Genomic DNA, 14833 nt, shown 5'->3' with positions numbered 1-14833 from the left:
GGCACCCGGCTCAGTGATGGAACGCGGTCCGCGATCGCGGGCCGTGATCGAGCTCGGGGAACAGGCGCCGGAGGTCGGCGAGCAGCAGATCGGCGAGGTCGTGGGTGAAACCGTTGCGCACCACGATCCTCAGCACCGCCAGATCGGTCCGGTTCTCCGGGAACGTGTACGCCGGGACAAGCCAGCCACGCTCACGAAGCCGCCGTGACACGTCGAAGACGTCGAAGCTCTCGACGTCCGCCTTCGTCGTGAAGGCGAACACGGGCAGTTGATCGCCTCGGGTCAGCAGTTCGAACGGGCCCAGCGCGGCGATCCCGTCCGCCAGCTGGGTCGCCACGTCACGCGAAGCCTGTTGCACGGCACGGAAACCTTCGCGGCCGAGCCGGACGAACGTGTAGTACTGCGCGGCCACCTCGGCGCCGGGGCGCGAGAAGTTCAGCGCGAAAGTCGGCATGTCGCCACCGAGGTAGTTGACGGTGAAGACGAGCTCCTCCGGCAACGCCTCCTTGTCACGCCAAAGCACCCAGCCGACGCCGGGGTAGACCAGCCCGTACTTGTGCCCGGAGGTGTTGATCGACGCCACCCTCGGCAGGCGGAAGTCCCAGCTCAGCTCGGGATCGAGGAAGGGCGCGATCATCGCGCCCGAGGCACCGTCGACGTGCACCGGGATGTCCCAGCCGGAGCGTTCCGCCAGGCCGTCGAGCGCGGCGGCGATCTCGGCGACCGGCTCATAGCTGCCGTCGAAAGTGGACCCGAGGATCGCGACTACGCCGATCGTGTTCTCGTCGCAGCGGGCGATCGCCTCGTCGGCGGTGAGGTGGAAACGGTCACCGTCCATCGGCACCAGCCGCGGCTCGACCTCCCAGTACTCGCAGAACTTCTCCCAGCAGACCTGGACGTTCGCGCCCATCACCAGATTCGGCTTCCCGGTGCGGCCCGATTTCGACCAGCGGCGCTTCAACGCCATGCCGGCGAGCATGCAGGCTTCCGACGAACCGGTGGTGGAGCAGCCCATGATCGCGGTGGGATCGGGCGCGTGCCACAGATCGGCGAGGATGTTCACGCAGCGCCGCTCGAGTTCCGCGGTCTGCGGGTACTCGTCCTTGTCGATCATGTTCTTGTCGACGCATTCGGCCATCAGCTCGCGGGCCTGCGGCTCCATCCACGTGGTGACGAACGTGGCGAGATTGAGCCGGGCGTTCCCGTCGAGCATCAGCTCGTCGCGCACCAGCTGGAGCGCGGTGTCGGGCGGGAGCGGGTCTTCGGCGAGGCTGTCGTGCGGGAGGCGGATGTTCGCGGCGAGCGCCGGATACGCGCCGGCGTGCAGCGGGTTGGCCCCGCCCTTGCGGTCCGGATCGGACGCGGTTCCCTTGTGCAGCACCATGGATCGAACGTAGCCCGACAGCGTGAAACCGGCACTCGGACTCACCCTCCGCCAAGCGCAATGAAGGGGCCTTTCATAGCAAAATTTGCTATGAAAGGCCCCTTCATTGCACGCAAGAGCGGCGTGAGAGGGCGGGTCAGGCCTGCTGCGCCTGCCACATCCAGTGCGCCTTTTCGAGCTCCTGGGTGATCTCGATGAGCAGGTCCTGGGTGACCAGGTCGCTCTTGTCGGTCTCGTCGATGCGCTTGCGCAGCCGCTCGATCAACGCCGCCAGGATGTCGACGATCGCGGCGACCGTGGACTCGACGGACTGCCAGTTGTCGGGGTAGTCCGGCAGGCCGGAGCTCTCCACGACGGCCTTCGCCTGGCCGTTCGGCGAGATGCCGATGGCGTTGGCACGCTCGGCGACCTCGTCGACGTACTGGCGCGCGGTGGCGACCAATTCGTCGAGCTGGAGGTGCGCGCTGCGGAAGTTCGCGCCGACGACGTTCCAGTGCGCCTGCTTCGCGATCAGCGACAGATCCACCAGATCGACCAGCGTGGCCTGCAAGGCGTTACCGGTGATCTCCTTGTCGGCTTCGCTCAGCGGACTCTTGATCGGAGACTTGCCCATATTCGGTCTTCCTTTCGGAAACTGGTCGGTTCGGGAATGGACCTGCCACGGACGGGATCAGACCGTCGCGGACAGCGCGACCTCGATGTTGCCGCGGGTCGCGTTCGAGTAGGGGCACACCTGGTGCGCCTGCTCGACGAGCTGATCGGCCTGCGCCTGCTCCAGGCCGGGCAGCGAAACGTTGAGCGCCACGCCGAGACCGAAGCCCTCGCCCTGCTTGAGCACGCTGACCTCGGCGGTCACGGTGGAGCCGTTCAGCGTCACCTTCGCCTGGCGCGCGACGAGCTGCAACGCGGAGTGGAAACAGGCGGAATACCCGGCGGCGAAGAGCTGCTCGGGGTTGGTCTTGTCCCCGCCAGGCCCGCCCATCTCCTTCGGGATCGCCAGCGACTCGTCGATGACGCCGTCAGAGGACGTGACCTCACCGTTGCGGCCGTCGCCGCGAGCGGTGGCCACAGCGGTGTACAGAGCCTCAGCCATTCTTCGCCTACCTCCTGGTCTCAAGACACGCCCCGTTGAGCGTCTCTTCGGTGTCAACGTCCCGCAACCGCGAAACCTTGCCACCCCATGGCAGGCATCACGTCCGGGAACTACCCGGACGAAGACCGGAGCAAACGACTAGTGACCGGCGCGACTCAGCGCGAACTCGGCGACCTGGGTGCCGATCAGGCGAAGCGTGCGGACGCTCTTCTCGTCCGAGGCGCCGCCGGCTTCGTCGAACTTGGTCTCCGCGGTGTTGATCGAACCACCCAAAGGGGTGGCCCAGCCGCGCAGCGCGTGCGTGATCGTGCGCAGCTGCTCCAGCGTGGTGACCGCGGCCTGCCAGCCGTACGCGACGGCGGCGAGACCGACCGCGCGGCCGTCGAGGTACGGACGGGCGTCGTCACGAAGGTCTTCGACGTAGTCCAGGGCGTTCTTGACCAGTCCGGACAGCGCGCCGTGGTAGCCGGGCGACACGACGACGATCCCGTCGGCGTTGCGGATCGCTTCGACCAGCCGGGTGGCCCGCTCGTGCCGCTCGTCCAACGCGGTGTCGTAGAACGGCAACACCAGCTCGGGCCCGGAGATCAGCTCGGTGGTGACTCCGGCTTCGGCAGCGGCGCCGAGGGCGATACGCAGCGCGCGCTCGGATTGCGAGCCCTCCCGCAGAGAGCCGCCGATCCCGAGCACATGCACCGCGTTCGTCGAAGTCACGCTTTCGAGGCTAGCCCCTCTACTTAAGTGGAGGACCAGGATCTGGAACGGAGGCCTGCGTCACACCCGTTCGCCCCAACCGCCCCGTTCCCCGCTGGACGGCATACCTACTCGAAAGTAACCTGACGGGAAGCCCCCAGGAGGAAGCATGGCGATACCGCTCCAGATCCGTGCCGAGGCCGCGTTTTCACAGCTGGCGTTCTGGCTCCCGAAGCCGGTCAGACGAGCCATCGCCGGACCGCCCCTCCGCCTGGACGGACAGGAACTCGCGCTGGACGCCCAGCTCCTGCTCCGCCTGCAGAAGCTGGCGAAAGCGTCGCTGGTGCGGGGAACCGTCGAAGAGTCCCGCACCATGCTCCTGGCGAGCAGGCACCTGGTCAGCGGGCCGACGATCGAACCGGTCGCCACCAGGGAACTGCTCATCCCCACGGGTGACGGCGACGTGCCCGCCACGCTCTACACGCCGGCCGGGCTGCCGGATCCGTCCGGGCTGCTGGTGTTCTTCCACGGCGGCGGCTGGGTGGTCGGCAGCCGCGTCTCGCACGACAACACCGTCCGCTACCTGGCGAAACAGGCGGGCGTGCGGGTTCTTTCGGTGGAGTACCGGCTCGCGCCGGAGACGCGGTTCCCCGGTGCCACCGAAGACGCGATCGCGGCGTTCGAGTACGCCTTCGCGAAAGCACGGGACCTGGGCGCCGACCCGGCGCGCATCGCCGTCGGCGGTGACAGCGCGGGCGGGAACCTCGCCGCGGTGACCGCGCAGCAGGCGGTGAAACGCGGCGGCGGGGTCCCGGCGTTCCAGCTGTTGTTCTATCCGGCGACCGATTTCACCGTGCGCCGCCGCTCGCGGGAATTGTTCGCGGAGGACCTGTTCCTCACCGATTCGGATATGACCTGGTTCGAAGGACATTACGTGCCGAAGGGCACTGATCTGTACAACCCGAAACTGTCGCCACTGCACGGCGACGTTTCCGGACTGCCGCCCGCGTATATCGCGACGGCCGGTTTCGATCCGCTGCGCGACGAGGGCGAGGCCTACGCGGAGAAATTGCGGAAGGCCGGGGTCCCGGTGGCGCTCAGCCGCCAGCCGGACCTGATCCACGGGTACATCAACTTCCTCGGCGTCGGACGGCGGTTCCGCGAGGCGACGGCCGAAGCGGCGGGAGCCCTGCGGCTGGGCCTGGCGCCGAAGTGAAAGCCAGAGCCCGAGTGAGGAGAAATGTCCCCACTCGGGCTCCGGCCCCCATATCGTGGCCCGCCGCCCTGCACGGCGAACCCTGACGACTATCGACCAACTTGACAACTCTTTGCCGACCCAACGGCTGTCTCTCGGAAGCGCGCCAGCGCGACGAGAGACTTCACCCCGCGCGCGTCTTTCGGCCGAAGGCCACGGAAACCTTTTGTAGGGCGCCCCTACCTGCCAACGTGAGCTGGTCGCGATCCCGCGCCCTGCGAAAGGTTTCCGTCAGCGCGCGGCAACACTAGGGCGTGGGAAGCGGTACGGGCGGGGTCGGCAGCGGCGGGACAGGGAGTCCGCCGAGCAGCCCGGCGAGAATGCCGGTCACGGCCGTGAGCAGGGCTTTCACCAGGTCACTGACGATCTTCAGCGGTCCAGGAAGGTCCGGCAGCGAGGGGATCGGCACCGGCAGCGGCGGCAGTTGACGCGCCTTCGCCGTCGGGTCGGCCAGCAGCCTGCTGGACTCGACGGAACGGCCCTGGGCCAGGTCGCCGAGCTTCTGCGTTTCGGTCTGGATCTGGTAGCGCTTGCCCGCGGCGATGTCACCGAGGACGGGGCTGAGCTTGTCCAAGTCCGCCCGCGTCTTGGCGACGTCGCCGGCGTAGGCCACCTTGGTGAGGCCGTCTCGCATCTGCAGCACCTGCGCGGCGAGCGCCTGTGTGTTCGACGAGCCCTTCCCACCATCGGTGCCAGCCGTTGCGGCGCCGGCTGAGGCCACCGCCAACAGACTGCCTGCGGCGACCGCGGCAATCGTCCGGGCAATGTTGCCTTTCATTCCCTTACCTCCTGGCCTCTGGGACCTGACGAGGTAAATCGATACCCGCCGTATCGGCCGAACACCACCCGATCACCGGTTGGAACACTTTTCTAACCCTTACGTGCCGGATTCAATCCAGGGGAAGACCCCCGCAATTGATTAACGGCGAAATCTTGCGCCTCCCCCTGAAGATCATCCTTTTCCCGCCGTTTTATGACCAGCTGTGACCGATCGACACGGTGGTGCGGCTCGTTCACCCACAGCGGTGTAAACGGTGATCGTTTCGCTTGATCACTCCGTCGGACAGGCGTGTCGCGCTGCTCCACTCGGGTTGTCCCCCACGTACGCCACGCCCTCTTCTGGTTTCACATGCGAGTGGGGACATGGGAACGCCCCCGGTGCGCGCACCGGGGGCGTTCCGTGGTGGGAGCAGCCTCTGGGGAGAGGTCCTTATTCGCGGAAAGCGTCCGCGACCTTGTCGCCGAGGTCCTTGTCGACGTTCCGCCAGTACTCGAAGACCCGCTCGAGCACCGGGCGCGAGACGTCGTTCGAGGCGTGGCCGATGATGTTGCTCGCGAGCCGCTCACGCTGCGCGTCGTCCATCACGTCGCGGACGAGCGTGCCCGGCTGGCCGAAGTCGTCGTCCTCGGCGTGGAGCTTGTACGCCGACCGGATGACCTCGTCCTCGACGCCGTAGCCCGAAGCGGTCTCGGAAGCGATCTCCGCGTTCGCGTGCGGACCGCCGTAGGAGTTCGGCGCGTACACCGGGTCGCCCGGGTTGTTGTAGCGCATCGCGCCGTCGCGCGAGTAGCTGTTCACCGGGGACTTCGGCGCGTTGACCGGCAGCTGCGTGTAGTTCGCGCCGATCCGGTAGCGGTGGGCGTCCGGGTACGCGAACAGGCGGCCCTGCAGCATCTTGTCCGGCGACGGGCCGATGCCCGGCACCAGGTTGGACGGCTCGAACGCGGCCTGCTCGATCTCCGCGAAGTAGTTCGCCGGATTGCGGTCGAGCACCCAGCGGCCGACCTTGATCAGCGGGTAGTCGCCCTTCGGCCACACCTTGGTCAGGTCGAACGGGTTGAAGCGGTAGTCCGCGGCCTCGGCGTAGGGCATCACCTGGACGTACAGCGTCCAGCTGGGGTGATTGCCCTGCTTGATGTTCTTGAACAGGTCGCGGATGTAGTAGTCCGAGTCCTCGCCGGCGATCCGGTCCGCGTCGGCCTGCGTGAGGTAGCCGATGCCCTGGTCGGTCTTGAAGTGGTACTTGACCCAGAACTTCTCGCCGCCCGCGTTCTCCCACAGATAGGTGTGCGAGCCGAAGCCGTCCATCTCGCGCCAGTTCGACGGGATGCCGCGGTCGCCCATCAGCCAGGTGACCTGGTGCGCGGACTCGGGCCGCAGCGTCCAGAAGTCCCACTGGATGTCGTGGTCGCGCAGGTGGTTGTCGGCGCGGCGCTTCTGCGAGTGGATGAAGTCGGGGAACTTGATCGGGTCGCGGATGAAGAACACCGGGGTGTTGTTGCCGACGAGGTCGTAGTTGCCCTCGGAGGTGTAGAACTTCACCGCGAAGCCGCGCGGGTCGCGCCAAGTGTCGGGCGAGCCGTTCTCCCCGGCGACCGAGGAGAACCGGACGAGGCTCTCGGTGCGCACGCCCGGCTGGAACAGCGCGGCCTTCGTGAACTGACTGACGTCCTCCGTGACCTCGAGGAAGCCGTGCGCGCCGCCGCCCTTGGCGTGGACGACGCGTTCCGGCACCCGCTCACGGTTGAACTGGGCGTTCTTCTCGATCAGGTAGTGGTCCTGGAGCAGGATCGGGCCGTTGGCGCCTACGGTCAGGGAATCGTTGTCGCTCGCGACGGGGATGCCCACGTTGTTCGTGGTCGGCAGGGTCACGCCGATGCCTCCTGGTTCGTGGTGGTGAGCGGTCAGTCCTCCTCCACCCTCTCGCTCAATCTGGAATCAGTCAAGAAAACCCCCCGGACCGGGTGACCCGGGCTCCGCGAAAAAAACTTGCACGCGCGTACCAAGTTACGTTCTCATCGGACGTATGGCCCTCGCTCCGTATCGTCGTGTGTTAGCCGTGCCCGGAGTTCCCAGCTCGATGCTGCTGATGTTCCTGGCCCGGCTCCCGATGACGGCCATGGGCGTGACGATGACGCTGTACGTGGTCAACGACCTTGGCCGCGGCTACGGCGCGGCCGGGCTGGTCGGCGCCGCCACCACGCTCGGCAGCGCGATCGGGGCACCGCTCGTCGGCCGGTACGTCGACCGCTACGGGCTGCGGCCGGTGGTCGCGATCTGCGGGCTCGCCTCGTCGACGTTCTGGATCAGCGCGCCGCATCTGCCGTATCAGGTGCTGCTCGTGGTCGCGCTCCCCGCCGGTGTGCTGTCGGTGCCCGCCGGCACGCTCGCGCGGCTGGTGCTCACCGCGCTCGTGCCGCTGGAACAACGGCGGGCGGCCTACTCGCTGGACACGATCCTGGTGGAGGCGTCGTTCATGATCGGGCCGTCGGCCGGGATCATGGCGATCACGCAGCTGCCCGCGGTCTACGCGCTCACCGGGATCGGGGTCTGCTTCGCGCTTTCGGCGACGCTGATCTACCGGCAGAACCCGCCGATCCGCGCCGAGGCCGACGCCGAGGTGTTCACCGGGGAGCGGCCGCCCGTGCGGAGCTGGCTCACCGGACGGCTCGTGATGGCGATGTTCATCGCCGCGGGTGCGCTGTTCTGCCTGGTCGGCATGGAGCTCGCCGCGCTGGCGACGCTGCGCACGAGCGGTGACATCGCCTGGTCCGGGCTGCTGATCACGCTGATGTGCGTCGCGTCGGTGCTCGGCGGGGCGATCCACGGCGCGGTCCGGCGGTCGCTTTCGCAGGGCACGCTGATGGTGCTGCTCGCGGTGCTGACCCTGCCGGTCGGGCTGATCGCCGAGCCGTGGTGGCTGCTGGCGATCGTGCTGTTCCCGAGCAACGTGCTGTGCGCGCCGACGCTCGCGGCGAGCACGGAGACGGTCAGCGCCGCGGCGCCTGCCCGCGTGCGCGGCGAGGCGATGGGCCTGCTGGACGCGGCCAGCAGGATCGGGCTGGCGATCGGGAGCCCGATCATCGGGTTCGTGATCGACCACTCCAGCCCCGGCTGGGGCTTCGCGGCCTCGGCGCTGGGCGCGCTGGCGATCGCCGCGGTCGGCCTGTTCTGGCGTCGCTCCCGCACCCCGGCCCAGGTGCCCGCGCTCACTTCCTCCTGATGCGCGTGAAGGCCCCCTTCCCTCGGCTGAGCCGAGGGAAGGGGGCCTTCACGCGCTAGGGGATGATGCCGGCTAGGCGCAGACCTGGCGGAGGGCGTCGACCCGCTCGAGGTTGCGCTTGGTCCAGTCCGCGACCTTGCCCGCGTCCTGGATGTTCTCCTTCTGGACCTGCAGGTACGAGTCGGCCATGCCGGTGAGCGCGCCGGCCACGTTCTGCTCGCCGACGCTGGTCGCCAGCTCACGCAGGCGCTTTTCCTTGTCCGCGGCCCGCTCCTTGATCGTCGCCGGGTCCGGATTGAGGTCCACGAGGCTGAGCGCCTCGGCGCACGCGCCGACCTTCGTCGCGGCCTTGTTCGTCTGATCGACCGCGTTCGTGACCTCGCTGCAGCCCGCCAGCGCGAGTCCGGCGGCCGCCAGGAGCGCCGCGATTCCCAACCTCTTCATACGGACCACAGTAGCGATTTCGTGGGTGGTATGTCGGGTTCCCCCGGCCACCACCCACGAATCGCCCGGTCATTCAGCCCTTCACACAGACGACCTGCTTGAGATGCGCGACCATCTCGACGAGATCCGTCTGCGCCTTGATCACCGTTTCGATGTCCTTGTACGCGGCCGGGATCTCGTCCACCACACCGGAATCCTTGCGGCATTCCACGCCGGCGGTCTGCGCGGCGAGGTCCTCTGCGGTGTACAGCTTCTTCGCCTTGTTCCGCGACATCCGGCGGCCCGCGCCGTGCGACGCGGACTGGAAGGACGACGCGTTCCCGAGACCGCGCACGATGTACGAGCCGGTGCCCATGCTGCCCGGGATGATCCCGAGGTCGCCCGAACCCGCGCGGATCGCCCCCTTGCGGGTCACCAGAAGGTCGACGCCGTCGTAGGTCTCTTCCGCGACGTAGTTGTGGTGGCAGCTGATCGCGTCGTCGAACGTCGTCTGCGGCACGACGTCCTTCAGCGCCTGCTTCACGAGCGCGACCATGGTGGCGCGGTTGCGCGCCGCGTAGTCCTGCGCCCAGAACAGGTCGCGCCGGTACGCCTGCATCTCGGGCGTGCCCGCGACGAACACCGCGAGATCCGGGTCCGGCAGGTCCGCGTTGTGCGGCAGCTTCCGCGCGACGGCCATATGCCGTTCCGCGAGTTCCTTGCCGATGTTGCGCGAACCGGAGTGCAGCATCAGCCACACGCGGCCTTCGTCCTCGCCGCCCTGTTCGAGGCAGACCTCGATGAAGTGGTTGCCGCCACCGAGGCTCCCGATCTGGCGCGACGCGCGGTCGTGCAGCTCCTGGACGCCGGGATGCAACTCGCCGAAGGACTTCCAGAACGCGTCCCAGCCACCGACACCGTGCACCTTCGCCGGGTTCACCGGGGTCTTGTGCAGGCCGAACCCGACCGGGACGGCCGATTCGATCCGGCGGCGGAGCTTCAGCAGGTCGTCGGGCAGGTCGGCGGCGGTGAGCGAGGTCCGTACCGCGCTCATCCCGCAGCCGATGTCCACGCCGACGGCGGCCGGGGACACCGCGTCGCGCATCGCGATCACGCTGCCGACGGTCGCGCCCTTGCCGTAGTGGACGTCGGGCATGACCGCGACGCCGTGCACCCACGGCAGGTTGGCGACGTTGTGCAGCTGTCGCATGGCCTGGTCCTCGACCGATGCGGGGTCCGCCCACATCCGGATCGGAACCCGCGAGCCTTCGACCGCCGTGTACATGATCTTCCCTTCGTGGAAACGTTTGTCGCCACAGAGCATGCACTGGTCAAAGCCCCCCGACAACGCAATTAGTCACCTACTCGCCTTCGGACGAACGCAAGCAGGTGACCAATCGCGTTGTGGCGTCAGGAGTTCGCGGCGACCAGTTCCGCGATCTGCACGGCGTTGAGCGCCGCGCCCTTGCGCAGGTTGTCGTTCGACAGGAACAGCACCAGACCGCGACCGCCGTCGACGCCCGGGTCCGTCCGCAGGCGCCCGACGTACGACGGGTCCTGGCCGGCGGCCTGCAGCGGCGTCGGGATGTCCGACAGCTCCACGCCGGGAGCACCGGTCAGCAGTTCGGTGGCGCGGGCGACGGAAAGCGGCTGCGAGAACTCGGCGTTGATCGAGATCGAGTGCCCCGAGAACACCGGCACGCGCACACAGGTGCACGAGACCCGCAGCTCCGGGATGCTCAGGATCTTGCGGCTCTCGTTGCGGAACTTCTTCTCCTCGTCCGTCTCGAACTCACCATCGTCCACAATGGACCCGGCGAGCGGGAGGACGTTGTGCGCGATGGGCCGCGCGTACTTCTTCGGCTCGGGGAAGGCCACCGCCGAGCCGTCGTGGGTCAGCGCGCCCGCGTTCGCCGCCGCGGCGGCGAGCTGACCTTCCAGCTCCTCCACGCCGGCGAGCCCGCTGCCGGACACGGCCTGGTAGGTGCTGGCGACCAGCCGCACCAGACCCGCTTCGGCGTGCAGCGGCTTGAGCACCGGCATCGCGGCCATGGTGGTGCAGTTGGGGTTCGCGATGATCCCCTTGCGCGCCTCCTTGACCGCCTCCGGGTTGACCTCGCTGACGATCAGCGGGACGTCCGGGTCCATCCGCCACGCCGACGAGTTGTCGATCACCGTGGCACCGGCCGCGGCGAACCGTTCCGCCTGCGCCTTGGAGGTCGCGCCACCGGCCGAGAACAGCGCGATGTCCAAACCGGACGGATCCGCGGTCGTCGCGTCCTCGATGACGATTTCCCCGTCACCCCAAGGAAGCTTCGAACCGGCGGACCGCGCCGAGGCGAAGTACCGCATTTCGGCGACCGGGAAACCCCGTTCGGCCAGCAGACGGCGCATGACGCCGCCGACCTGGCCGGTCGCCCCGACCACGCCTACCCGCAAACCTTCCGACATCAGCGACCACTCCCCGCGTAGACGACGGCTTCTTCGTCGCCGCCGAGTTCGAACGCCTCGTGGATCGCGCGCACCGCGTCGTCGAGCTGCGCGTCCCGGATGAGCACCGAGATCCGGATCTCCGAGGTGTTGATGATTTCGATGTTGACGCCCGACTGCGCGAGCGCTTCGCAGAACGTCGCCGTGACACCGGGGTGCGAACGCATCCCCGCGCCGACGAGCGAAACCTTGCCGACGTGGTCGTCGTAGAGGACCGACTCGAAGCCGATCTCGTCCTTGATCTTCTCCAGCGACTGCACGGCCTTGGCCCCGTTGGCCTTCGACAGGGTGAAGGTGATGTCGGTGCGGCCCGAGACGGTGCTGGACACGTTCTGCAGCACCATGTCGATGTCGATCTCGTCGTCGGCGATCACCCGGAAGATCCTGGCGGCGGCGCCGGCGTGGTCCGGCACTCCGGTCACCGTGATCTTGGCTTCGGAGCGGTCGTGCGCCACACCGGTGATCAACGCTTGTTCCACGGGGATCTCCTCGATAGAACCGGTCACCGTGGTGCCCGGCTTGTCACTGTAGGAAGAACGGACTCGGATCGGGACGCCGTAGCGGCGCGCGTACTCCACCGAGCGCAGGTGCAGGATCTTCGACCCGCTCGCCGCCAGCTCCAGCATCTCCTCGTAGGCGATGGTGTCGAGCTTGCGGGCGTCGGACACGACCCGGGGATCGGCGGTGTACACACCGTCCACATCGGAATAGATCTCGCAGACGTCGGCGTTCAGCGCGGCGGCCAGCGCGACGGCGGTGGTGTCCGAACCCCCGCGGCCGAGGGTGGTGATGTCCTTGGTGTCCTGCGACACGCCCTGGAAACCCGCCACCAGCGCGATGTAGCCCTGGTCGAGGGCTTCCGTCACCCGGCTGGGGCTGACGTCGATGATCCGCGCGTTGCCGTGCACCGACGTCGTCACCACGCCGGCCTGCGAGCCGGTGAAGGACCAAGCCTCCGCGCCCTGCGCCGAAATCGCCATCGCCACCAGGGAGTTGGAGATGCGCTCACCCGCGGTGAGCAGCATGTCCATCTCGCGTTCCGGCGGCGCCGGATTGACCTGCTGAGCCAGGTCGAGCAGCTCGTCGGTCGTGTCGCCCATGGCGGAGCAGACGACGACCACGTCGTTGCCCGCCTTCTTGGTGGCGACGATGCGTTCCGCGACGCGTTTGATCCGGTCGGCACTTTCCAGCGACGAACCGCCGTACTTCTGGACCACGAGGGCCACGCCCGAACCTCCTCGACGGGCCGGGCGTGCTCCTGGTGGGCACCGAGGAGCCCCCGCGTCCCTTATTTGGGCGAAAGCCTACCGGGGTGACGCGCGCTCGCCACCCTCGTAAGTGGTCCTGACCACCACTTCGAGGACTCCTGGAAGTAAATCTTCCTTAACACCAACGAAATAGTCGGAGGGCTTTCACTTTAGTGACGGAGAGCACGCCTTGTTAGGGTCCGCGAATGCACAAACCCGCCGACACGAGTACCCCGATCGCGTCGATCCTGGCCCACCGCTGGAGCCCGCGCGCCTACGACGAGTCAGCGATGGTCACCGAAGACCAGCTCCGCGCGCTGCTCGAAGCGGCACGCTGGGCGCCGTCGTTCGGCAACACCCAGCCCGCCCGCTACCTGGTCGGCCTGCGGGGCACGCCGTCGTTCGACCGTATCCTCGCGACGCTCAACTCGGGCAACCGCGCGTGGGCCCATCGCGCCGGGCTGCTGCTGATCGGCGTGATGGTGACCACGAACGACAAGGGCGAAGTCCCGTACGCCGAGTACGGGCTGGGGCTGGCGAGCGAGAACCTCGTGCTCCAGGCGGTCGACCTCGGCCTGATCGCGCATCAGATGGCGGGCTTCTCCGCCGAAGCGGCGAAGGACTTCTTCGGCCTCCCCGACGACGTCGTCCCCAAGGTCGCCATCGCCGTCGGCTCGCCCGCGGACCCCTCGGTGCTCGAAGAGGACTGGCGCATCGAGCGCGAGAAGGCACCCCGCGAGCGAGTCCCGCTGGCTGAATTCGCCTACGCCGATGCGTGGGGCACGAGCGCCTTCGACGGCTGAGGGAGCCAGCGCAAGGCGAGGATCCCGAGCCCGACGTGCAGCAGGCTGAGCACGGCGACGGCGATGTGGAGGCCCGCGACGAAGGCCTCCTTCGCGTCAAGAACGGCCGTGGGCGCGATCTCGAGGGTTTCGCCGAGTGTCTGCGCGAGGTCCGGCCCGGTCAGGCGGAACACCAGCGCGGCGAGCGAGCCCATGAGCGCGATCCCCAGCGCGTTGCCGATCTCGTTGCTCGTTTCGGCGATCGCGCCCGCCGCTCCGGCCCGTTCGGCGGGCACCGCGGCGACGGCCGTGTCCGCCACCAGGCTGAACGAGATGCCGTAGCCGACACCGGCGACCACCGTCGACGCGACGTACCAGCCCGCCCCGCCCGTGACCCCGGTCAGGAGCAGCAGCGCGAGCCCGGCGGCGATGGAGAAGTGGCAGGTGATCAGCGCCGCGCAGGCGCCGATCCGGTCGACCAGTGCGGGCGTGACGACGCACATGATCGTGAGCACCGCCGCGCCCGGCAGCGCCAGCAACGCCGCGTGCAGGACGGGCAGGCCGAGCACGGACTGCAGGTGGATCCCCGACAGGTACGCGGCCGCCGACCACGCCGCCAGCGGCAGCAGCCCGGTCACGATCGCGATCGCGAAGACGCGGTCGCGGAACAGGGAGAACTCGATCAGCGGATACTCCAGGCCCCGCTGGCGCCGGGCGAACCACACCAGCAGCCCGGCCCCGGCGATCGTGGCGGAGACCGCGGTGACGGACAGGCCGCCGGCGGCCGCGTGCTTGATCCCGTAGATCGCGAGCAGGAGCCCGGCGGCGGAGAGCACGACGCTCAGCATGTCGACGCGCCCCTTCCCGGTGGCCCGCACCTCCCGCAGCAGCACCGGCGCGAGCGCCAGGAACACCGCGATCACCGGCAGGTTGACCAGGAAGACCGAGCCCCACGGGAAGCGTTCCAGCAGGACACCGCCGACGACCGGGCCGATCGCGAAACCGGCGGCGAACGCGGCCGCGAAGATCCCGATGGCCCGCGCCCGGCGTCGCGCGTCGGGGAAGAGCTCGCTCAGCACTGCCAGCGAGGACGGCAGCAGCGTCGCTCCCGCCAGCCCCATCAGGGCACGGAACGCGATGAGCAGCTCCGGGGTCGGGGCGAACGCCGCACCCGCCGAACCGATGCCGAACACCGCGGCGCCGATCATCAGCAGCTTCAGCCGTCCGTACCGGTCGCCGATGGCGCCGAACGCGATCAGCAGCGAGCCGACCGCGAAGCCGTAGACGTCGAGGATCCACAACGCCTGATCGGCCGTCGGGGTGAGCGCCTGGCTGATCCCGGGCATCGCGAGGAACAGGATCGACCCGTCCATGGAGACCAGGAACACCGGGCAGAGGATCACCAGCAGGCCGAACCAGGCCCGGGTGTGCTGTCGTGTCATGTCCCCGACGCTGTACCGGC

The 14833-nt window shown here is 68.3% G+C and carries 14 protein-coding genes; 3 read left to right on the top strand and 11 right to left on the bottom strand.

The window, feature by feature from the left end; all coding sequences use genetic code 11:
• Positions 1-10: 10 nt before the first annotated feature.
• The 4 genes from DMH01_RS25670 to DMH01_RS25655 form a co-directional block, all read right to left on the bottom strand.
• Entirely contained in the window at positions 11-1384 is a 1374-nt protein-coding gene (locus tag DMH01_RS25670) for a glutamate decarboxylase (RefSeq protein ID WP_125679744.1), read from the bottom strand.
• Positions 1385-1520: 136 nt separating this feature from the next.
• Entirely contained in the window at positions 1521-1997 is a 477-nt protein-coding gene (locus tag DMH01_RS25665) for a Dps family protein (protein WP_125679743.1), read from the bottom strand.
• A gap of 57 nt (positions 1998-2054) precedes the next feature.
• Positions 2055-2477, bottom strand: a complete 423-nt coding sequence (locus DMH01_RS25660; protein WP_125679742.1) for an organic hydroperoxide resistance protein — start codon at positions 2475-2477, stop codon at positions 2055-2057.
• Positions 2478-2615: 138 nt separating this feature from the next.
• Positions 2616-3191 carry an NADPH-dependent FMN reductase gene (locus DMH01_RS25655; protein ID WP_199745616.1) on the bottom strand — a complete coding sequence of 192 codons (576 nt, stop codon included), beginning with the start codon at positions 3189-3191 and terminating at the stop codon, positions 2616-2618.
• A gap of 148 nt (positions 3192-3339) precedes the next feature.
• Here DMH01_RS25655 and DMH01_RS25650 point away from each other — a divergent pair, with 148 nt between their 5' ends.
• Positions 3340-4386, top strand: a complete 1047-nt coding sequence (locus DMH01_RS25650) for an alpha/beta hydrolase (RefSeq protein WP_034314667.1) — start codon at positions 3340-3342, stop codon at positions 4384-4386.
• 286 nt (positions 4387-4672) lie between these two features.
• Here the strand turns inward: DMH01_RS25650 and DMH01_RS25645 are convergent, their stop codons facing one another.
• Both DMH01_RS25645 and DMH01_RS25640 read right to left on the bottom strand, forming a co-directional pair.
• Positions 4673-5203 carry a hypothetical protein gene (locus tag DMH01_RS25645; protein WP_125679741.1) on the bottom strand — a complete coding sequence of 177 codons (531 nt, stop codon included), beginning with the start codon at positions 5201-5203 and terminating at the stop codon, positions 4673-4675.
• A gap of 432 nt (positions 5204-5635) precedes the next feature.
• On the bottom strand, positions 5636-7078 hold the full coding sequence (locus tag DMH01_RS25640) for a catalase (RefSeq protein ID WP_125679740.1): 1443 nt from the start codon (positions 7076-7078) through the stop codon (positions 5636-5638).
• A 208-nt stretch (positions 7079-7286) separates the two neighbouring features.
• Between DMH01_RS25640 and DMH01_RS25635 the strand changes: the two genes are divergently transcribed.
• A complete protein-coding gene (locus DMH01_RS25635; RefSeq protein ID WP_125679877.1) occupies positions 7287-8429 on the top strand; it encodes an MFS transporter in 1143 nt (380 codons plus the stop codon).
• A 72-nt stretch (positions 8430-8501) separates the two neighbouring features.
• On the opposite strand, the gene DMH01_RS25630 is transcribed toward DMH01_RS25635, so the two are convergent.
• The 4 genes from DMH01_RS25630 to DMH01_RS25615 form a co-directional block, all read right to left on the bottom strand.
• Positions 8502-8873 (bottom strand): hypothetical protein, encoded by a 372-nt coding sequence (locus DMH01_RS25630; RefSeq protein ID WP_125679739.1) that lies wholly within the window; start codon positions 8871-8873, stop codon positions 8502-8504.
• Positions 8874-8946: 73 nt separating this feature from the next.
• Positions 8947-10137 carry an RtcB family protein gene (locus DMH01_RS25625; protein WP_125679738.1) on the bottom strand — a complete coding sequence of 397 codons (1191 nt, stop codon included), beginning with the start codon at positions 10135-10137 and terminating at the stop codon, positions 8947-8949.
• Between the two features lie 125 nt (positions 10138-10262).
• Positions 10263-11303: an aspartate-semialdehyde dehydrogenase gene (locus DMH01_RS25620; protein ID WP_125679737.1), complete on the bottom strand. Its 1041-nt coding sequence runs from the start codon at positions 11301-11303 to the stop codon at positions 10263-10265.
• A complete protein-coding gene (locus DMH01_RS25615) occupies positions 11303-12568 on the bottom strand; it encodes an aspartate kinase (protein ID WP_125679736.1) in 1266 nt (421 codons plus the stop codon). Before DMH01_RS25615 ends, DMH01_RS25620 begins: the two co-directional genes overlap by 1 nt.
• 227 nt (positions 12569-12795) lie before the next feature.
• Here DMH01_RS25615 and DMH01_RS25610 point away from each other — a divergent pair, with 227 nt between their 5' ends.
• A complete protein-coding gene (locus DMH01_RS25610; protein ID WP_125679735.1) occupies positions 12796-13392 on the top strand; it encodes a nitroreductase family protein in 597 nt (198 codons plus the stop codon).
• Here the strand turns inward: DMH01_RS25610 and DMH01_RS25605 are convergent.
• Positions 13353-14813, bottom strand: coding sequence for an MFS transporter (locus DMH01_RS25605; protein WP_125679734.1), 1461 nt, complete (start codon positions 14811-14813; stop codon positions 13353-13355). The two genes, DMH01_RS25610 and DMH01_RS25605, sit on opposite strands and share 40 nt — an antisense overlap.
• Between the last annotated feature and the right edge of the window lie 20 nt (positions 14814-14833).

It is taken from the genome of Amycolatopsis sp. WAC 04182, from assembly GCF_003947465.1.
Lineage (GTDB): Bacteria > Actinomycetota > Actinomycetes > Mycobacteriales > Pseudonocardiaceae > Amycolatopsis.
Note: the sequence above shows the minus strand (reverse complement) of the source record. Positions and strands in the feature narration are given on the sequence as shown.